The following is a 20,316-nucleotide window of genomic DNA, read 5'->3' as shown; positions in this document are numbered from 1 at the left end:
ATCATTCTAGCCGAGTTGCAATCTCAATAATTTCTGGCAAAATATCCAAAATCAAAGCCAATTGTTGCATAACTAACAGATCATTATTCGTTTTATCATCATCAATTGAAACAGCCGAAATTGTTTCGATATAATCGGTAACGGATTTTTTAATAGCTTGATATTCACCGTCGATCTTTTTAATGCTTAATAGATTAATAATATAGACCGACAAATCATCAAATAGCTCGAAAGTCTGTTTTGAAAGCGGTTTATCGCGATGCGCACCTAAAGTCGAAAGATAGCTAATCAACGTATGATTAAGTGTTAACAAACGAAATCCCTGATCGATAACAACTGGATTCATATGCGGCTCTTTAGTCATCAAACTAATTAATGACGACAAATCTGCATTACTATCGTGCGCCGCACGTCTAGCTAAACGATACATAACATCATTAGTTTTACCAGTCAAATATTGACGACCAATTAACGCCAAGTAATGGCTATCGTCATGGCAAACACGATCAACGAGTTTAGGTAGATTTCTAAACTGCCAATCAGGCCAAATAAAGCTCACAGCAAACCATGCAATAAAACAACCAATTAACGTTGCAATAATACGTGCGACCGCAACTTCAATACTACTTTCGCCAATTAGACTGAAACTAAAAAACACCAGTAACGTAATAAACGCAGTAGCATAAGCATATTGTGAATTTTTAAATAGAAAAAACAGCCAACCAGTGATAATAATCAACACCAACTGCTCAGGAACACTTGGAAATAAAAACGTCAACGGAATACCCACAATAATCCCTAGAATGGTACCGATTACGCGTAATTTTAATCGATATTTTGTGGTTGAATAGTTAGGTTGGCACACAAACAAACTGGTTAAAATAATCCAATATCCATGTTGCAAATCAGAAAAATGAATCACCATATAACCAACAAAAAATACCACACACATGCGAATTGCATGACGAAATAGTGCTGATTTTACGGTTAAATTGTTTCTAATCTTGGTAAAAATAGCATAAAAACTGGTTAGTTCTTCATCGATTAACTGATTATCTTCTTCTGCTTTTGGCAAATGTTGCTCAGTGTCAATATTAGCAAGTAACAAATCGATAGAAAGCAAATTTTGATGTAAACTCTTAAGCGCTTTAATCATCAGCCTATCGCTTTTATGACTAGCATGATATTGATTAATAGCTTCTTCAAGATACGAAAAATAACGTGAAAACAGCGGATCATGCTGATAAGTTTGATTTAATTTAATGGTCATTGCCAATTGCGCGCAAGCTTTTGCTTGCAAATTTAAAATACGAGCAAATCTAAATAAAATATCACTATGTTTAAAATGCACACTAAGCGCTTGATAATGTCCATGCGCTGAACTTGCTCGCTCATGAATATCTTGCGCGACAAAATAATAGCTTAGTAACTTTCTAATATAAGCTTGTCCACGATAGCTTTTTAAACGATTAAATAGCGAACGTTTGGTATTATTAAAAGCACTAATGAGTTGATTATTGCTATTGTTTAACTGCAAAGTTTGTTTTTTAAAACCGTCAGATTCATCTGGATCAAACATAGCCGCCTTGGCATCAAGATATTGAGCTAATTGAATAAAACATATCGATAACGATTGTTGAGTTGTGCGGATGGGTTGGATGATCGATTCAATTAACGAAACAACATTATACCAAAGCGCACCTAACAGCAAAAAACAGGGCAAGGTGTAATTATCGGTAAATAAATTATGCCCAAGCATGGTATAGGCAGCAATCAAAAGTGATCCAAACGCAATCACACCGTAACGTTGCCCAAGCGAACCAAGCATAATAAAAATAAAAGTCGAAGATACTAAACCAATAATAAACAACACAGGATAATTAAATAGCAACTCGACCGAAAAGGTCGCAATAGCAAAACAGATCAACGTAAGAATTAAATTAATACAGCGACTTAATAAACGCGTATCGATCTCAGTCAAACCCGCTGCCACCACACCAAGCGTAAGGGGAATAACGAGTGAAGTTTGCCCAAAATACCACGGAACCAAAGTCGAACCAGTTAAACTAATTAACATTCGTAGACTAAAAAGAAGATTACTGCTGTAAAAGACTTTACGTAAAGTCAAAATGAATGTTTGCACGGTGTATTGGGTTTTGATTGAGTTGAAATGATAGCCAGTAGGATACTATATTGTAGAGCTTTGGGAAAGCATTGTTTATTTTTTGAGTATAAAAGAGTTTTAAAAAACAAATAAAATCAATTAATTAAAAAATTACTTTGGGGGGAGCCTGTGTTTTTTATTTTAAGCACTTTTTTCATTAAAAAACAACCTAAGCGCTACTCAAAAATAGGTTAGTAAAGATATTGATTTTATTTTAACGGGTTTGTTTTGACTTCAAAACCCTTAGAACCCTTTTTTCACCGTTAATTTAAAATAAAATAAAATAAAATCAACAGGTTGAAAAAATCTCAAAAAAAAGGGTTTTCAAAACTGAAATTGTTGTTTATCTTTATACAGTAAGATTTATAGAATCTTAATTTCTACTTTAACGCCGTACAGGCGGTTTAGAAACGATGGGAAGACGAGTTACCGGCTAATGCAAGCTTTAACGCCGTACAGGCGGTTTAGAAAATCACCCGGTCAATTTATTTCATGGTGTAAAGCTTTAACGCCGTACAGGCGGTTTAGAAAGAATGAGTTTTTAACTATAGCCAGCGTTTTAACTTTAACGCCGTACAGGCGGTTTAGAAACGCGACCAATTGATTAAGAGTGACACAAACTTCTTTAATGCCGTATAGGTCGTTAATTCATATAAAATTAACTCGATAATTATAAAAACATAATAATAAGAGATTATTTTATTTGTCTTATTCCTGTGTCAGAATGCACCGACAACAGAGTGAGGTCAGCATGCCAAACAGAAAAGTTTAGCGAGGCTATGCTTTGTTAGGAACACATTTGAACATCTGAGTAAAGCGAAGATGGTCTTGAAAAGGTAAGTATTATGGATGATACAAATAATATTGGGGGATTTTGCACAAAATCCCCTTATTCAGACGCTATCACAGTAGCAATTTTTTACACCAAATGAATAAGATGTCCGAAAATACTGCCCCAATCAACTCCATCCACCAAAACAAGAACTCAATATCAGGCAAAAAATTGTTAGGGAAAACATTGATTTTATTTAATTTTTTATTTTATTGTTTTTTCTAAAAAACCAAATATTTCAATCATTTAAAGGTTTTCATAAAACTTAATCGAAGTCACACCTAAATAATTTTTACCAAAAATTCCCCAAAAAAACTAGCTAACTCTTTTTTAAATGGTTATACTTTAATCGCTATAGAAAAAAGCTTATTAAATAAGCGAGCAATTATAAAAAATCGAAATTAAACATGATTTTACTTGACAGGTGAACCATAATGCATTATCATTTCAGACACCAGACACCAGACACCAGCACTGGCAAACCTATGTCTTAAATTTATCAAATAACCTTATTCGCCGAGTTTTTACACGAAACTCATTTATATTATCGAAATTATCCCGAAAAAGCTTATTGGTATTGGGGCTGTTATTATTGTCATCTTCATGGAATGTACAGGCGAATGATAAAAAGGTTCGAGCGGGTAATCGTAGTGATGCAATAATTTTATCTTCAACACCACTTCCAGATCCACCGCCGCCACCACCGCCGCCACCACCGCCGCCACCACCGCCACCGCCGCCGCCGCCGCCGCCGCCGCCAGTTATTGAATATGCAAGGCCGAATCTATATGTTGGTAACGGCAAATACGCAGGCCCAGCTGACATATGGAATCCTAAGAAGGGCTTCTTAGTTCGATCAACCAATCCTGAATCATACAACCTCAATTTCCCGACTACAGGTGCGGATAATTTATATTTTGATTTACTCATTACAGGAATAGATGTAAGAGAATTGACATGGAGAGCGGTCACGCATGAGGGAATTACTGCAACAGTGACAAATGTTGTACCCAATGATCACTGGATTCCTTATGAAGATAGGGGACAAGTTGTAGCACGTGTTAAGCTAACAGGTCCAGAAGTAAGAAATCAAAGGTTCAATCCTAATCGAATTACTGCACCAAGGTTACCGCAGAGGTTTGAGTTAGTGGGTAGAGATAAAAATGGTTATGAGTTAGTAAAATATGGATTTGTGTTGAAGAAGTGGTTCGTCAGTAGTGGGGCCGTAAGAAGACATTATAATGAACAGTCTGGATGGTGTTCTCATTTGGGGGGGAGTATGCCGGGAATAAAAGATTTAACCAATGCGAGGTGTGGTGTAAGAGGAGATAATTATTTCATATGTATAAGAGCGAAATTGGGTAGAGAGCGTGTCATAATTAATAATGGTGCCGCCCCATTGTCAGAACATGGGGCATTACAACGTCAAATAGGCGCTGGATTTTTCACGGAGTGGGGCAACGTGAGATCCTACGCTGGTGCGGGCTTCGACGGCAGCAGCTACTGGATTGGTGGCAGCCGATCAGGTGAAATTTGGATGCCCTCTGTCGACTCGGCAACCGGCGGCGTCAATCAGTTGCACGGTGATAACTTCGGCAGTAACGAGGGTCTTTGCAGCATCACCAGACCTTAGTTTTTAGCGTTTAGTTCTTAATCCTTAGGGCGCGGAAGGTGGTTATGGTGGGTGCCTGAAAGGATAATATAGACAAGAATAAAGCCTCGGCGCAAGTTGGGGCATTTTCCCTTAGGGTTGCGCAGTTGTGGCAAAGCCACAATCGCGCCGCCCCTGCCCCTGATGCAGAAAGCGTGGCTGGAGGTGGTACAAGGACAATCAAATAAATAAAGAGGAGTCATGTAATGGAAATAGAACAAAAATTAGCATTAAGTGAAAATCCGATTATATTTTAAGAGAGATTTTTTAAAAGCCTATAATCATTTATGTTATGCATTAATGATTAGGATTTAATTTAAAGCCCATAATCAAGCACGTTAAAAAACTTGACCAAATCATTGTGTATGGCGGTTTTCCGGCAATGTTATCAATAAATGTGTGAGCTTTACGTTGATTTTTGGTTTTAAAAAGTTAAAACAGCGTTGTTTTTTCGGCAGGTTAATGGGCAAAGCAATTAATTTATCTGATGATTTACACATTCTTCTATCTATTCATTCATCATGGTATTGTTCAATCGATCAAAATAAAAAATCCAGCAGTTGCGATAACATTTGCTGGATTTTTAGTTGTTCTATTGATTTCCTAATGTGTTAATTAACAGGATAAAACTCGCTTGTTGAGTCGCTGTTGTTATCGCTATCATGGTGATTTGAGCCGGGTAACGCTCTAGCTCGTTCAATAGGAACATAACTGCCACTAGGTGTTTCAACTTGGCATTCGCCTAAAAAGATAGAATATTTGGTGTTTGCATGCATACTTTCACCTCTAAAATAGCAATGAGCCGCATTGTATAAATCCCCTCGGCAAAGCAATGCAATAGCTAACCAAACAATGAGTACGGCTAAAGTGACCCATTTTAAATACTTCCAAATAAAGGACCAAAATCCTATCCCTCTAAAACGGCAGTATCCACAAATGAGCACTATAACTGCAATAAGTCCTAAACATTCGTATAACCAAAATAGCCACATAGTCATCTCCCACACGTTAGTTAACTGATATTTTATACTAACTTTACCTATACTTCTATATGCTTGCAATTGTGTATATTTACACCATAAATTTATATCCAAGAACCGTTACGAATAACACCAACAGCGAGTCCTTCAATGGCAAAATTTTGTTGTTCTAAATCAACTTCGATAGGTGAGAACTCTTTGTTTTCGGCAATTAGGTGAACATGCTTGCCTTTGCGTGACAGTCGTTTAACGGTAACTTCGTCATCAATGCGAGCAACCACAACTTGACCGTTTTTAACATCTTGGGTTTTATGTACAGCCAATAAGTCACCATCTAATATGCCGATGTCTTTCATTGACATACCGTGCACTCTTAATAAAAAGTCAGCATGGGGTTTAAACAGTGATGGATCGACTTGGTAATGACTTTCGATATGTTCTTGCGCTAATATTGGCGAACCCGCTGCGACTTGCCCAATAAGCGGTAATCCCGCTAGTTCATTTTGCTCAACTGGGCTTTCAAGCAAAAGGCGAATTCCGCGTGATGAGCCTGCGATCATTTCGATCGCGCCTTTTTTGGCAAGCGCTTTAAGATGTTCTTCAGCTGCGTTAGCGGAGCGAAATCCTAATTTCTGAGCAATTTCGGCTCGAGTGGGTGGCATGCCGGTGGTTTGGATGTTGTCTTTTATTAAATTATAAATTTGTTGTTGACGTTCGGTTAACGGTCTCATTACTTATTCCTGTTTTTATATACAGATATATGTAATTATATACAGCTAATGATATAAAACAACTATTTTATTTAATTTATTTTTGATTTGGCGATAAATTTTTTGCATTGTGATTATTGTGGGGTAATCAGGTGAGTAATTTCCCCCATTTGATGCGAATTAATAACTAAACTACTGCCAGTATTTTGCATTATTTAATCAATATACTTATATGCTATAATAATCTAATTTTTTATTGGATTGGAATTTGCCTTATGCCTTATGTTGTTGCGCTCAGTGGCGGGATTGCCAGCGGTAAAAGCACCATTGCCGATTTATTTGCCCAATTAGGTGTGCCAGTTATTGATGCCGACCTTATAGCAAGGCAAGTTGTGCAAGTTGGTAGTGATGCGTTTAATCAAATTGTTAAGCATTTTAGTCAAGAAATTTTGCTTGCTAATGGCGAACTTGATCGCAGTCAGCTACGTGAAATTATATTTAATAATGACCATGAACGACTTTGGCTTAATCATTTGTTGCATCCTATTATTCAACAAGAAACTCAAAAACAAATTGCAATGCAAAGCTCAATCTATGTGATTTGGGTTGTGCCGCTATTGATTGAAAACAATTTGCATACTTTGGCCGATCGGGTGCTGATCATCGATGCTCCAGAGTCGTTACAATTGGCGCGATTAGTAAAAAGAGATAATATTAGTGAGTCATTAGCGAAAAAGATGATATTGTCGCAAGTGTCTTTAAAAAAACGTTTATCTTATGCGGATGATATTATTGTCAATGATGACAATTTGGTGTCGCTAACTGCACAAGTTAATTTATTGCATCAACAATATTTAGATAACTTTAATGGTAAGATTTAGATAGATGAGTAATATTATTTTTGAACATCCATTAAACGAAAAAATGCGCACTTGGCTTCGTATTGAATTTTTATTAAATCAATTAAATACGCATTGCCATTTAGATCAAAATAATGCGTTGATTTTTTTTCATGCACTGTCCGAGTTGTTAGAAATTATTGAACGTAACGATGTTAAAAGCGATCTGATGAAAGAGCTTGAATCACAAAAACAAAAGTTAACCTTGTGGCTAACGTTTAATGGAGTTGACTATGATTTGCTTAACAGTTTGATTCACCAGTTTGATGAGTTTTTAGCTCAATTTTATGTGACAACGCGCTTAGGGCAGCCATTGAAAGAAGACCGTTTTATCACTGCTATTCGTCAACGTTTAACGATCCCTGGAGGGTGTTGTAGTTTTGATTTGCCTTTGTTCCATTTATGGCTGAAAATCCCGCAAGAAAGACGCGATATTCAAGTTAGAAATTGGTTACAACACCTGTCAATTCTTGAACAATCCCTAACATGTTATATGCAGTTAATTAGACAAATGGGTGAGTTTAAGCCATTTATTTGTTCTAATAACTTTTTTCAAGAAACGAGTGGTGATGTTAATTTGATTCGTATTCGGGTTTCGTTAGATAAAAATGTCTATCCCCAAGTGTCTGGTCATATGTCGCGCTATAGTATTCGGTTTTTACCGCTTGATGCTAGTGATAACGTTAATAGCGATGGCATTGAATTTGAGTTAGCTTGTTGCTAATAACGTTAAATGCTGATTATTGAAAAAAAGAGTTGAAATGAATAAAAATACAGTCACATTTGTTAATTGTCCAACTTGTCAAAAAAAAGTTGAATGGAGCAAAGAGAGTCCTTATCGTCCATTTTGCAGCAAACGTTGCCAGCTTATTGATTTAGGCGATTGGGCAACCGAAGAACATCGTATTGCCGATAAAGACATCACCGAACAAGATCTTTGGAGTGAAGAAGATCTTACCGATTTTGCAGGTAAACATTGATGAAGATTTTAGGTATTGAAACCTCGTGCGATGAAACTGGTATTGCCATTTATGATGATGCCAATGGTTTGCTTGCAAACCAGCTTTATTCGCAAATTAAGTTACATGCTGATTATGGTGGTGTAGTGCCTGAGCTTGCATCACGCGATCATATTCGTAAAACCGTACCCTTAATTCAAGCAGCATTAAAAGAAGCAAATTTGCTGCCAGCAGATATTGATGGAGTGGCTTATACAGCAGGCCCAGGCTTAATTGGTGCTTTAATGGTTGGTGCATCGATTGGGCGTTCGCTGGCTTATGCTTGGGATGTTCCCGCAGTTGCAGTCCATCATATGGAGGGGCATTTGTTAGCTCCTATGCTTGAAGATAATCCACCAGAATTTCCCTTTGTGGCATTATTAGTTTCGGGCGGACATACACAGCTTATTAATGTAACGGGTATTGGTCAATATGAACTTATTGGTGAATCCATTGACGATGCAGCAGGGGAAGCTTTTGATAAAACAGCAAAATTGCTTGGTTTAGATTATCCCGGAGGAGCCAAATTGTCGAAATTAGCTGAGCAGGGTAATGGGAATCGGTTCCATTTTCCTCGGCCAATGACCGATCGACCTGGGCTGGATTTTAGTTTTTCAGGTCTTAAAACTGCCGCTGCCAATATCATTCATCAACATAGTGATAATCATATGATTGATACGCAAACTCAAGCCGATATTGCTAGAGCCTTTGAAGATGCTTTGGTTGATACGTTAGTGATTAAATCGCGGCGAGCTCTTGATCAAACTGGATTTAAAAATTTAGTGATAGCTGGTGGAGTAAGCGCCAATCAAACACTGCGTAATAGGTTAACTGAGCTGATGCGTCAGCGTAAAGGACAAGTTTATTATCCACGACTCGAATTTTGTACCGATAATGGGGCCATGATTGCCTATGCGGGTATGATTCATTTAAAAGCGAGGCAGTATTCAGATTTAGCGATCAATGTTAGACCAAGATGGCCACTTAGCGAGCTTAATGCTGGTTAACCGATTATTTTGATTTAAAAACATGTTGATTAAAACAAAAGCAAAAAAAGCGGGGATCAGTTCCCGCTTTTTTTGCCTATATAGTTAAATCAATGATATTAATTAACAGTATTGGAGCTAGACGATTCTTCTTGTTTTTCGGAATCCGTGTTTTCGTTAGCTAATTTTTGAATATTGTGATTAATATTAAATAGTACACAAATCAATTCAAAACCAATACGAGTTGAAATAAAGCCTACAATCAAGGTAATAATGCCAGTAAAAAAAGCAACTAAACCCATAGTGAAACTATAAGCAAACGCAGCAAAACTACCTAATATCATAGTGAGCGCACTAATGCCAATAAGAACTAATGCGATCCAATACACGATAGTGATAAAAGAAGGTGTTAACATTTTATTAAAGAAGAAAAAATCTTTAATGGTAAGATCTTTAAAATCTATTTTTTTGTTCATTTTATTTCCTTATTTAGGTGGATTAATTTTATTACTTCTATTTTTTTATATTTGCGTATAAAGTGATAAATTCTTGAAAGCGGTAAAGCGCAACAATTATAACATAAAATTATTTTGAGATTAACTTATGAAAACTTATATTCCGGGCAAAGATGCTGCCCTTGAAGATTCCATTAACTATTTTCAGCAACAATTAGCAAAATATGATTTAGAAGTGAAAGAAGCTTCTTGGCTCAATCCTGTGCCCAATGTGTGGTCAGTACATATTCAAAATACAAAGTGCCCACTCTGTTTTGCTAATGGTAAAGGTGCAAGCAAAAAAGCGGCGTTAGCATCGGCCTTGGGAGAGTATTTTGAGCGATTATCAACCAATTACTTTTTTTCAGATTTTTATTTAGGTAAAAAGGCTGCAAATGCTGATTTTGTGCATTATCCGTCCGAAAAATGGTTTTCTATTCCTGAAGATAATTCCCTCCCTAAAGGATTACTATCTCAAAAACTCCTTAAGTTTTATGATCCCGATCATGAGTTAAGGGCAACAGATTTAATTGATTTACAATCAAGTAATGGCAAGCGTGGCATTTGTGCATTACCGTTTGAGCAACAGTCTGACAAGCAAACGGTCTATGTGCCTGTTAATTTAATTGCTAATTTATATGCATCTAATGGTATGTCAGCCGGTAATACGCGTAATGAAGCGCGAGTGCAAGGGTTATCGGAAATTTTTGAACGTTATACAAAAAACAAAATTATTGCCGAGGCCATTAGCTTACCGATTATTCCAACCGAAGTTATTCACCGTTATCCAGCGGTTTTGGCAGCCATTGATGCGCTTGAAAGTGAAGGCTTTCCACTTTATTGTTTTGATGCTTCATTAGGTGGTGAGTTTCCGGTTATTTGTGTGGTGTTGTTTAATCCGCAAAATGTAACATGTTATGCCTCGTTTGGTGCACATCCAAATTTTGGCGTTGCACTTGAACGAACTGTGACTGAGCTATTACAAGGGCGCAGTTTAAAAGATCTGGATGTGTTTTCACCGCCAAGTTTTGATAATGATGAGATTGCTGATCTTAGCAATTTAGAAACGCACTTTATTGATTCAAGCGGTTTGATTTCATGGGATCTATTTAATGAGCAAGCTGATTATGAATTTGTCGATTGGGACTTTTCGGGGACAACTGAGCAAGAATTTGCTAATTTAATGGCTATTTTTACTCGTCACAATACTGAAGTGTTAATTATGGACTATGAGCATCTTGGTGTTTATGCTTGCCGAATTTTGGCTGTTGGCATGTCTGAAATTTATCCCCCTGAAGATCTTTTAATTGCCAATAGTAATATGGCAATTGGCCTGCGTGATCTTATTTTGTCGTTACCTTATCAAAAACGCACTGCTAAACAGTACCTAGCCATTATTGAACAACTTGATGACGAAGGTCTTGATGATTATGCACGCGTTCGTGAACTGCTTGGCATTGCAACCGGTAACGATAATGCTTGGTTTACATTGCGTGTTGGTGAATTAAAAGCAATGTTGGCATTGGCAGGTAAAGACTTAGTGCAAGCACAACAATGGATTGATTGGACGGTTGAAATGAATGAGTCTATATTTACTCCAGCACGTAATCACGCTTATCGTTGCTTGCAAACGCTGATTAACTTTATTTTGCAACGTGACAAAAAACAGTTTAACAATTATCAAACAGCATTTAATAAAATGTATGGTCAAGCTTGTGTTGACGATATGTGGCAATATGCTAATGGCGAAAAAACATTTTTTGGCTTGGCAGATTCTGCTACAGCCGATAAAACAACTAATGATAATTTAGAACAATTTGCTATGCATCAGAAATTATTAGCTGTGTATAACAAATTACATCAGGTGATGTGAACCTATTTGTTTAAATTCCACCGATATACTCGGTGGAATGAATAACACTATTTAACCTTGCCTTGCAAATTCACCTGCTTGTTTTACCAATTCTTTGCTGGGGGTTACGCCAGTATATAACACAAATTGTTCAAGCGCCTGAATCACCGCGACATCGGCACCTGAAATAATCGTTTTGTTTAGTTTTTGGGCATATTTTATCATTGGTGTTTCAACGGGTAACGCAACCACATCAAACACAATATCAGCATTTTCTATCATGGTTGAGGGGAATGCGAGCTCTTCTGCTTCAATGCCTCCAAGCATACCAATTGGGGTCACATTAATAATTAGTTTGGCTTGCTTTGGCAATATGTCTTGTTCATCTTTGACCCATTTATAACCGTAGCGTTTGGCTAACGCTTCGCCTTTTGTTTGATTACGTGCGGCAATCATGCCATTTTTAAATCCTGCATCATAAAAAGCACCAATCACTGCATTAGCCATACCGCCACTGCCTTTTAACACAAATGGCGTTGTATTATCGATTTTATTTTCTGTAATGAGCTTGGCAACCGCAATATAATCAGTATTATAGGCTTTTAAATGATGATTGGTGTTAACAATGGTATTGACTGATTGAATAGATTTTACTGAACCATCTAATTCATCAATAAACTCAATGCAAGCTTCTTTATAAGGCATTGAAATGGCGCAACCCCGAATCGCTAAGGCTTTAATGCCATAAATTGCATCTTTTAAATTATTGGTAGTAAAGGCTTTATATAAGTAATTAAGATCGAGTTTTTCATACAAATAATTATGAAAGCGAGTACCGAAATTGCTTGGTCTGGCTGAAAGGGACATGCAAACAATCGTATCTTTATTGATAATTCTTGCCATTACAATAAATCCTTGTAATCATAGTTTGATGATTTTATTTTACCACTTTCTTCATTAATGTGTATGTCATTATGGTTACAAACAATACCGGTCCTAAAATTCAGCAAGAAAAATCGACAGTGAGCGCAATGATTTTTTTATATTGTCATCAAAAGCATCATACTTCACGCCACCAGTTATGTAATGAATGCAATGATCTATTGCAATATGCTATGCAACGTTTAACAATGTGTCGTTTTGGTGAAGCCAAAACAACGTGTGAGCGTTGTCCTAAACATTGTTATCGCAAAGATTATAAACAAAAAATCAAACAAGTTATGCGTTATGCTGGTCCTAGAATGATGATTTACCACCCCATTATGGCCTTTAGGCATATTTATAAGAATTTGGTGAACAAATAACTTATTGTTAACGATTTTTATGTGGCAAAACACAAAATGTATGGTCAATTATCATAAAGTTGATATTAGAATTTAGTCAAGTTATTTAATTAACAATATTCATGCTTAAAATTGCATCGAATTTCAACCGATTTGTATACTAAGAAAAATTTGTTATTATTGAAAACAAAATTTACAATAATCATTTGATAAGAGTTTGGATCCAAGAAATGTCTATCGCAGTTGTTGAAGTCAATCGTCAAGCAGTTATTCATAATCTTGAATACCTCAAAACAATAGCCCCTGATAGTCAGCTAGTTGCAATTATTAAAGCCAACGCTTATTCGCATGGTATCGAGGGGATTGCGCAGTTGTTAAGTGATAAAGTAGATTATTTTGGTGTATCGCGACTATCTGAGGCAATATTAGTACGGAATAAGGGTATTAATACCCCAATTATAGCTTTGGAAGGATTTTTTCCGCATGATAATATAGATAATTTGATTGATTTTAATATTCAGCCCGCCATTCACAGCAAATGGCAAATTGATACATTGCTATCATTTCCCCTTGAAAATCAAATTACTACATGGTTTAAACTTGATACCGGTATGCATCGGCTCGGCTTTTGTCTTGATGAAGCCAAAGATGAATTTTATCGCTTAGCCAGTTGCTCTGTGGTTCGAAAGCCCATCAATATTATGAGCCATTTTAGTTCGGCTGATGATCTTACTTCTGCTCAAACGTTAAAGCAACTTGAACTGTTTGATCAGTTTATTGCGTCAATTGATGACAAGTCACTCATTGGCAAATGTTCAATTGCCGCATCGGGTGGTACATTGGCGTGGCCAAATACTCAGCGTGATGTTGTGCGTCAGGGCATTGCTTTATATGGCGTTTCGCCTTTTGATTCACCAATTGCCGGGCTACAGCCAGCCATGACATTTAAATCTGAATTAATCGCAGTGCGAAAGCATAAACAAGGCGAATCGGTTGGTTATGGTCAGACTTGGTGTAGTTTGCAAGAAACTAAACTAGGTGTTGTTGCGATGGGTTATGGTGACGGCTATCCACGCAACATTCCGCAAAATACCCCCGTTTTGATTAATGGCCGTAAAGTGCCCATTGTTGGCCGAGTTTCAATGGATATGATTGTGGTTGATTTGGGCATCAACAGCTTTGAAAAACCTGGAGACGAAGTCATATTTTGGGGACCAGAACTCCCCGTTGAAGAAATCGCTAAGCACACGGGCATTAGTGCTTACGAGTTAATCACGCGCTTAACTTCACGCGCAAAAATCCACTATAGTAGATAAATAAATTATGATTAAAAAAATATTTTTATACACTTTACTTACCCTGATATTCATTGTGGGTGGTTCGATCAGTATTGGTTATTATTTTTTACAACAGTTTTCGAAACAGCAAATGCAAGTCACCACCGAAAACCAGATGTTTGTTTTGAAAAAAGGGACATCCATGTACCAGTTAGTTGCGCAAATTAAAGAAAGTCAATTAATGCAAAGTGCTTATTTACTGCCTTATTTGTGTAAGCTAAATCCATCATTAAGATCCATTAAAGCAGGAACTTACCAATTACATCCGCATATGACAGTTGAAGAATTTTTGCAATTGTTGGTGTCAGGTAAAGAGAGCAATTTTTCAATTCAATTTGTTGAAGGTAAGCGAGCTAAAGATTGGTTGAAAGTAATTCAAAATACACCCTATATTCAGCAAACTTTATCAGGCAAAACAGATGAAGAGATTGCTAAGTTATTAGGTATTGAAGGATCGCTTGAAGGGTGGTTATCGCCAGATACTTACCTTTATACCGCAGACACTTTAGATATTAATATCTTAAAGCGTGCACATATGACGATGAAAAGTAATCTACAAAAAATTTGGGATAATCGCGATAGTAATCTCCCTTATCAATCACCTTATGAATTACTAATTATTGCATCAATCATTGAAAAAGAAACTGGAGTTAGTTCTGAGCGTGCTAATGTCGCTTCGGTATTTGTTAATCGCTTAAATGCCAAAATGAAGTTGCAAACTGATCCAACAATTATTTATGGTTTAGGTGATAACTATAAAGGCACGATTAGACGCGTTGATTTAACCGATACTGAAAATCCCTATAATACCTATGTTATTGATGGATTACCGCCAACACCAATTGCAATGCCTAGTCTTGCTTCATTAGAGGCGGCAGCGCACCCAGCTAAAACCAATTATCTGTTTTTTGTCGCGAATGGCACAGGTGGACACACATTCTCAAGCACTTATGGCAACCATCAGCAAGCAGTAAGTGAGTATCGCCGAATAACCAGCAATGGAAATTAGGCTTAAAAATAAAGTAAAATCAACAATTACCGCATAGTTATGTGGTAATTGTTTGTGATTAAATTACGCTAATTCATCAAGTTGCTTAATAAGATGTAGTAGATGATTAACATCTTGCTCTTGCGCTTTTAGCGCTTCCTCAAAATAAGGATGCAGAGCAAATTTGGGGAGATTTCCTTTAGCATCAATGATAGCTTGCATTCGAGGAATAAAAATCCATTGCAACCATTCGTGTGCTTGCATGGTGTCAAGCGCAAAGGGTTGTTGACTTAAAAAGGCATCAGGTTTTGGCGGTGTGATTTGCCATAAATTGATTTTTTGTAACTCTACAATAATTTGCTCAATTTGATTGAGTAGCTTTTGTTCTTGTGATTTTTGCGCTAACAAACTTCGATAATATTGCCAATCAAAACAAGGGCCTGGGTCAGTTTTACGATCTGGGGCAATATCGCTGTGGCCAGTGATGTTTTGGATCGCATAAGTTTGTTGTAATAATAACGTCACGTTCGCTAATTGCTGATATTGTTGTTCGGTAAAGTTGTCACTATCGCATCCTTCCATTTCAATACCAATTGAAAAATCGTTACAATTTTCTTGTCCTGCAAATACGGATTTTCCCGCATGCCAAGCGCGTTTATCAAATGGCACAAATTGAATGATCTCGCCATCACGCCGAATAAACAGATGGCTTGAGACTTCAAGTTGATAAATTGAAGCAAAGTACGGATGCTTGTTAGGATTGAGTTGACCAGTAAATAATTGTTCAACATAAGGTCCTCCATATTGATTGGGCGGTAAGCTTATATTATGGATAACAAGTAACGAAATCGGTTTATTGGCTGGCCGTTCATTATAAAACGGTGAAACGACTTGTTTTATACCTTGTAACCAACCGTTAACAATTTTTAGGGACATATTGACTCCAACTTATCTAATAAACCGATGTATGGATTTGTTTGTTTTGCGATCTGCTTCGCGAAAATTGAGCATACAACGTAATAATGAATTGCGTAATGGATTTTTATTTCCAAATTTACTATTTCGCTATTATTCCATTTTTTTGTTTTGCTATAAAGCTCTTGTGTTAAATCATTGACAGAAACTATCGAGGTATTTATGTCTAATCAATCGGGTTTTACATTATTTGAACTTATGATTGCCATTATTGTGATTGCTATCTTAACGGCTATTGGTGTGCCTGCATATCAAGGATATGTTAAAAAAGCCGCACTGACTGATATGCTGCAAACCATGACAACGTATAAAACAGCTGTCGAAATTTGTGCTGTTGAGCAAGGTAGTTTAGCCAATTGTAGCAATGGTAATAATGGGGTACCAGCAAGCCGAACATCTAACTATGTAACATCAATTACGGTCAATAACGGCGTGATTACCTTAGTTGGAACCAGTGCTTTAGCAGGGTTAACCACCACACTGACACCAACAATTAATGCTACGCATGGTAATTTAGATTGGAATCGCGTTTGCACCACATCGCCAGTCGATGCCAGTTTAACCAGTGCTTGTGAAGATATTTTCAAATTTTAAAATTCATCATTTAATCGTTAATGGATAAGGAAGCGTTATTATGCAAGAAGAACAGTTAATTGAAAGTATTGATAAATTGCTGCTTGAAGCATTAGATAAGCGCGCTTCAGATATTCATTTTGAACCTTATCAACACAGTTACCGTATTCGCATGCGCATTGATGGAGTTTTGCATGATATGTTATCGCCACCGCTTGCACTGGCCAAACAGATAACAGCCCGATTAAAAATTATGTCCAAGTTAAATATTGCTGAGCATCGATTGCCACAAGATGGGCAATTGGTTATTGACCGTTACACAATGCGTATGGCAACTTTACCCGTAATGAATGGTGAAAAAATTGTCTTAAGAGTAATGGATAATCATGAATCAGAACTAACAATAAATGATTTGGGTTTAACTGACGCTGACCTTTTAACATTCAAGCAAATTTTGCACTATCCTCAAGGATTGATTTTAGTTACCGGACCCACTGGTAGTGGTAAGACAGTCACATTATATAGCGGATTAAAACGGTTAAATAAAACCGAACGTAATATTTGTAGTGTTGAAGACCCTATTGAAATTCCCCTTGAGGGCATTAATCAAACCGCTATCAACCTTAAGGCCGGTTTGACGTTTGCTATTGTATTACGAGCCTTATTACGACAAGATCCCGATGTGATGATGATAGGTGAAATTCGCGATCGTGAAACTGCCGAAATTGCTATTCAAGCTGCGCAGACAGGGCATTTAGTTCTATCAACTTTGCATACTAATTCAAGTGTCGAGGCAATAACTCGCTTAAATCAAATGGGTATTGAAAATTATCTACTTTCATCAAGTTTAAAATTAGTCATCGCCCAGCGGCTAGTACGGAAATTGTGTCCTCACTGCAAGGTGGTGGCAAGAGAACTAATTAAGTTAGACAACGAACAAGTGCCACATTATGTAGCTTCGGGCTGTCTAAGGTGTATTGGTGGATATAAAGGACGGGTTGGATTATACGAACTTTTAGTCATTACGCCTGACATGCAAAAGCAAATATTAGCTAATCAAGTTGTTTTGCCGGCGAATATGACTTCGTTAAAAACGGCTGGGCAAAAATTAGTTAAACAGGGAATGACAACACTAGCTGAATTAAACCGTGTATTAGGTGATACATAATGAAAAGGCTTTATTATTGGTATGATTTAGATTTTAACCAGCACAAAATCATCGCTAAATCGTCACAAGCTGTTAAACGGCAGTTATTGTTGCAAGGTAAAATTGCCATTAAAATTAAAGCAGGCAATATTATTACCGCACACAGTTTTAATCGTGCCGATCTGCTGATTATTACTAAACAATTAGCGACCATGTTAAAGGCGGGGTTATCCATCATTGATACATTACAGTTGCTTGCCCAAGAACAAACTAAACCGCACTGGCAATATCTGTTACTTGATATTAAACAGCAAATTGCTAAAGGTGAGTTTTTATCTCAAGTATTACAGCAACATCACTCGGTATTTTCTGCGCTGTATTGCGAGATTATTGCAACTGGAGAGCTAACAGGACAACTTGATGAAAGTTTTGCCCAGTTAGCGTTATTACTTGAAAAATCAATTAACTTACAAAAAAGTCTAAAAAAGGCGATGCGTTACCCACTGTTTTTATTATCTGTAGCGATGATCGTTAGTTTGGTGATGTTGTTATTTGTTTTGCCAAAATTTTCGGATATTTATCAGGATTTCGATGCCAAGTTGCCAGCTTTCACACAATTGGTTATCGATTTTTCTAATTATTTACAACAAAATTGGTTAATTTGGTGCACGGTATTTTTTATCGGTTATTTTGGCTATCAACACTATTTTAAAGTGCGCTATCGTCGTGAAATTGAAGCGATAGTAATCAAATGCCCCTTTATGGGTAAAGTGATTCAAACCAGTTGCTTAACCCAAATTTTTCAAACCATTGCAATTACCCAAAAAGCAGGAATACCGTTATTAACAGGTTTAGTCGCAGCCGGTAATACTACTTATTATAGTCTTTATCGTGATAGTATTTCACAAATTATTGCTGGTATTGAGCAAGGCCATTCATTTAGTCATGTACTGCATCAACAATTACACTTTCCTAATTTATGCTCACAATTAATTCATGTGGGTGAACAGTCGGGCACGTTAGATTTAATGCTTGATAAGCTAGCAACCTATTATCAAGAGCAAAATCAGACCTTAACTGATAACTTATCGCAAGCTTTTGAACCATTATTAATGCTAGTGTTAGCCTTGATTATTGGCAGTTTAATTGTGGCGATGTATTTGCCTATTTTTCAAATGGGCGAGGTGATTCACTAATGCTAATGTTTATGATCATCTGTTTGGGGCTTTGCATGGGTAGTTTTGTTTATGTTGCTTATTGTCGTTATTTGCCATCAATGTCCACATTTCAGTATTTATGTTGTATTAGCGTTCAGCGATCCGCTTGTCCACATTGTCATAATAAACTCGAGTTTTGGCAATTGTTGCCAGTTGTTTCTTGGTTTATCTTAAGAAGTCGTTGTTATAACTGCAATGCCAAGATTTCGTTACGCTATGTTAGTGTCGAATTATTTGTCGCTGGTTTATTTACTATAATCTATGTCGATAAAGGTATGCATTTTCAAAGTTACATCTTAATGCTTCTTGGCTGCTATTTTTTACTGTTGGCGTTGATTGATTTTAAATATTATTTATTACCTGATATGTTTACACAACCGTTGATGTGGGTAGGTGTTATGCTTGCCTATTTTAACATCACAAACCTTGAGTTAGCCGATGCTTTACTGGGCATTTTTTGGGGGTATTTATTATTAAAAATACCTGCTACATTATTTTATTTAATCTCTAAAAAAGAGGGATTAGGTGGTGGGGATATCAAACTACTTGCCGCATTGGGAGCTTGGTTACCTTATACTTTATTACCCCTGCTGTTATTTTTTGCTTCATTATTGGGGGTTGTGTATTATCTTTTTTTGCGATATGCACTCAATCAAAATCTTACAAAGATTATTCCATTTGGTCCTTTTTTATTAATATCGGGTTATGTGAACTATTATTATTTGTAGGGAAACATCGGCTGGTTTACATTTTATGATTACAATAACCTACTAAAAACTTATAAGGCGCTTTGTCGAAAATCGCTTAACCTTTTGTCTTTTGAATCGCTAACTATGTGCTGATTATGCTATATCGCCATTTAAAGCACATATCACGCTTTCAGCTTACCCATTCATTTGAGAGCTGGCAGTTTTCGTGAATGTTTGATTGATACAATAGTCATCATACGTTATTCAACAAATAAATATAGTGGAGTCTCAATTAATCACCAAACGGTATAGAATCCTGAATATTTTTTACAAAAAATAGAGCCTAAAATGTAAATAGTTGTGTAAATATCCTATAGCGAGCACACTACTGATGTAGAAAATTACGTAGTCTGCTTTCGTGTTTGATATGCAATGGCGTCAGGCTATTTAATGTCTATGAGATCTTTCAGCGTTATAAATGGACGACCAACATAAAACCGTTAGCCCAATTGGTGACGGTGATTTTACTTTATGGATATAA

The 20,316-nt window shown here is 36.7% G+C and carries 20 protein-coding genes and 1 pseudogene; 13 read left to right on the top strand and 8 right to left on the bottom strand.

From position 1 onward, the window contains the following. Position 1 precedes the first annotated feature (1 nt). Together yccS and A9G24_RS12880 are read right to left on the bottom strand one after the other, a co-directional pair. The gene (gene yccS / locus A9G24_RS08950) at positions 2–2,128 is read right to left on the bottom strand and encodes a YccS family putative transporter (protein ID WP_218056278.1); all 2,127 of its coding nucleotides are present in this window, start codon (positions 2,126–2,128) and stop codon (positions 2–4) included. Between the two features lie 1,351 nt (positions 2,129–3,479). Beyond that, a complete protein-coding gene (locus A9G24_RS12880) occupies positions 3,480–3,821 on the bottom strand; it encodes a hypothetical protein (protein WP_065638703.1) in 342 nt (113 codons plus the stop codon). Positions 3,822–3,990: 169 nt separating this feature from the next. Here A9G24_RS12880 and A9G24_RS12875 point away from each other — a divergent pair, with 169 nt between their 5' ends. Further along, on the top strand, positions 3,991–4,629 hold the full coding sequence (locus A9G24_RS12875; RefSeq protein WP_176701185.1) for a hypothetical protein: 639 nt from the start codon (positions 3,991–3,993) through the stop codon (positions 4,627–4,629). A gap of 629 nt (positions 4,630–5,258) precedes the next feature. Here A9G24_RS12875 and A9G24_RS08935 read toward each other — a convergent pair. Both A9G24_RS08935 and lexA read right to left on the bottom strand, forming a co-directional pair. Continuing rightward, positions 5,259–5,639, bottom strand: a complete 381-nt coding sequence (locus tag A9G24_RS08935) for a hypothetical protein (RefSeq protein ID WP_065638701.1) — start codon at positions 5,637–5,639, stop codon at positions 5,259–5,261. 92 nt (positions 5,640–5,731) lie between these two features. Next, positions 5,732–6,358: a transcriptional repressor LexA gene (lexA, locus tag A9G24_RS08930; RefSeq protein WP_065638700.1), complete on the bottom strand. Its 627-nt coding sequence runs from the start codon at positions 6,356–6,358 to the stop codon at positions 5,732–5,734. A 254-nt stretch (positions 6,359–6,612) separates the two neighbouring features. Between lexA and coaE the strand changes: the two genes are divergently transcribed. The 4 genes from coaE to tsaD are packed head-to-tail and all read left to right on the top strand — an operon-like array spanning position 6,613 to position 9,241. After that, positions 6,613–7,218: a dephospho-CoA kinase gene (gene coaE, locus A9G24_RS08925; RefSeq protein WP_065638699.1), complete on the top strand. Its 606-nt coding sequence runs from the start codon at positions 6,613–6,615 to the stop codon at positions 7,216–7,218. 4 nt (positions 7,219–7,222) lie between these two features. Continuing rightward, positions 7,223–7,960 carry a cell division protein ZapD gene (gene zapD, locus A9G24_RS08920; RefSeq protein WP_065638698.1) on the top strand — a complete coding sequence of 246 codons (738 nt, stop codon included), beginning with the start codon at positions 7,223–7,225 and terminating at the stop codon, positions 7,958–7,960. 37 nt (positions 7,961–7,997) lie between these two features. Continuing rightward, entirely contained in the window at positions 7,998–8,216 is a 219-nt protein-coding gene (gene yacG / locus A9G24_RS08915) for a DNA gyrase inhibitor YacG (protein ID WP_065638697.1), read from the top strand. Next, complete coding sequence (gene tsaD, locus A9G24_RS08910) at positions 8,216–9,241, top strand: tRNA (adenosine(37)-N6)-threonylcarbamoyltransferase complex transferase subunit TsaD (protein WP_065638696.1); 1,026 nt, start codon at positions 8,216–8,218, stop codon at positions 9,239–9,241. Before yacG ends, tsaD begins: the two co-directional genes overlap by 1 nt. A 98-nt stretch (positions 9,242–9,339) precedes the next feature. Here the strand turns inward: tsaD and A9G24_RS08905 are convergent, their stop codons facing one another. Then, entirely contained in the window at positions 9,340–9,696 is a 357-nt protein-coding gene (locus A9G24_RS08905; protein ID WP_194240620.1) for a DUF4282 domain-containing protein, read from the bottom strand. 127 nt (positions 9,697–9,823) lie between these two features. Between A9G24_RS08905 and ycaO the strand changes: the two genes are divergently transcribed. Next, on the top strand, positions 9,824–11,587 hold the full coding sequence (ycaO, locus tag A9G24_RS08900) for a 30S ribosomal protein S12 methylthiotransferase accessory factor YcaO (protein WP_065638695.1): 1,764 nt from the start codon (positions 9,824–9,826) through the stop codon (positions 11,585–11,587). Positions 11,588–11,638: 51 nt separating this feature from the next. On the opposite strand, the gene A9G24_RS08895 is transcribed toward ycaO, so the two are convergent. Further along, complete coding sequence (locus A9G24_RS08895) at positions 11,639–12,469, bottom strand: shikimate 5-dehydrogenase (RefSeq protein WP_065638694.1); 831 nt, start codon at positions 12,467–12,469, stop codon at positions 11,639–11,641. A gap of 71 nt (positions 12,470–12,540) precedes the next feature. Between A9G24_RS08895 and A9G24_RS08890 the strand changes: the two genes are divergently transcribed. The 3 genes from A9G24_RS08890 to mltG all read left to right on the top strand — a co-directional run bounded on the left by A9G24_RS08890 (position 12,541) and on the right by mltG (position 15,195). Next, positions 12,541–12,870 carry a nitrous oxide-stimulated promoter family protein gene (locus tag A9G24_RS08890; protein WP_065638693.1) on the top strand — a complete coding sequence of 110 codons (330 nt, stop codon included), beginning with the start codon at positions 12,541–12,543 and terminating at the stop codon, positions 12,868–12,870. A gap of 209 nt (positions 12,871–13,079) precedes the next feature. After that, the gene (gene alr, locus A9G24_RS08885) at positions 13,080–14,165 is read left to right on the top strand and encodes an alanine racemase (RefSeq protein ID WP_065638692.1); all 1,086 of its coding nucleotides are present in this window, start codon (positions 13,080–13,082) and stop codon (positions 14,163–14,165) included. Positions 14,166–14,172: 7 nt separating this feature from the next. Continuing rightward, positions 14,173–15,195 carry an endolytic transglycosylase MltG gene (mltG, locus tag A9G24_RS08880; protein ID WP_065638691.1) on the top strand — a complete coding sequence of 341 codons (1,023 nt, stop codon included), beginning with the start codon at positions 14,173–14,175 and terminating at the stop codon, positions 15,193–15,195. A 63-nt stretch (positions 15,196–15,258) separates the two neighbouring features. On the opposite strand, the gene A9G24_RS13365 is transcribed toward mltG, so the two are convergent. Together A9G24_RS13365 and ampD are read right to left on the bottom strand one after the other, a co-directional pair. Continuing rightward, positions 15,259–15,582 carry a YqcC family protein gene (locus A9G24_RS13365; protein WP_442902761.1) on the bottom strand — a complete coding sequence of 108 codons (324 nt, stop codon included), beginning with the start codon at positions 15,580–15,582 and terminating at the stop codon, positions 15,259–15,261. Further along, positions 15,565–16,110: pseudogene (gene ampD, locus A9G24_RS13360) on the bottom strand (1,6-anhydro-N-acetylmuramyl-L-alanine amidase AmpD); the annotation flags it as partial. The pseudogene ampD and the gene A9G24_RS13365, both read right to left, overlap by 18 nt. 201 nt (positions 16,111–16,311) lie before the next feature. Between ampD and ppdD the strand changes: the two are divergent. The 4 genes from ppdD to A9G24_RS08855 are packed head-to-tail and all read left to right on the top strand — an operon-like array spanning position 16,312 to position 19,814. Further along, positions 16,312–16,743, top strand: a complete 432-nt coding sequence (ppdD, locus tag A9G24_RS08870) for a prepilin peptidase-dependent pilin (RefSeq protein WP_065638689.1) — start codon at positions 16,312–16,314, stop codon at positions 16,741–16,743. A 40-nt stretch (positions 16,744–16,783) separates the two neighbouring features. Beyond that, positions 16,784–17,890: an ATPase, T2SS/T4P/T4SS family gene (locus tag A9G24_RS08865; protein ID WP_065638688.1), complete on the top strand. Its 1,107-nt coding sequence runs from the start codon at positions 16,784–16,786 to the stop codon at positions 17,888–17,890. Continuing rightward, complete coding sequence (hofC, locus tag A9G24_RS08860; RefSeq protein WP_065638687.1) at positions 17,890–19,065, top strand: protein transport protein HofC; 1,176 nt, start codon at positions 17,890–17,892, stop codon at positions 19,063–19,065. Before A9G24_RS08865 ends, hofC begins: the two co-directional genes overlap by 1 nt. Continuing rightward, positions 19,065–19,814, top strand: coding sequence for a prepilin peptidase (locus A9G24_RS08855; RefSeq protein WP_065638686.1), 750 nt, complete (start codon positions 19,065–19,067; stop codon positions 19,812–19,814). Before hofC ends, A9G24_RS08855 begins: the two co-directional genes overlap by 1 nt. Positions 19,815–20,316 lie beyond the last annotated feature (502 nt).

The sequence above is a fragment of the Gilliamella sp. App6-5 genome (assembly GCF_001690525.1).
Taxonomy (GTDB): Bacteria; Pseudomonadota; Gammaproteobacteria; order Enterobacterales; family Orbaceae; genus Gilliamella; species Gilliamella apicola_H.
The sequence above is the reverse complement of the archived record's forward strand: the minus strand, read 5'-3'. Positions and strand labels throughout refer to the sequence as shown.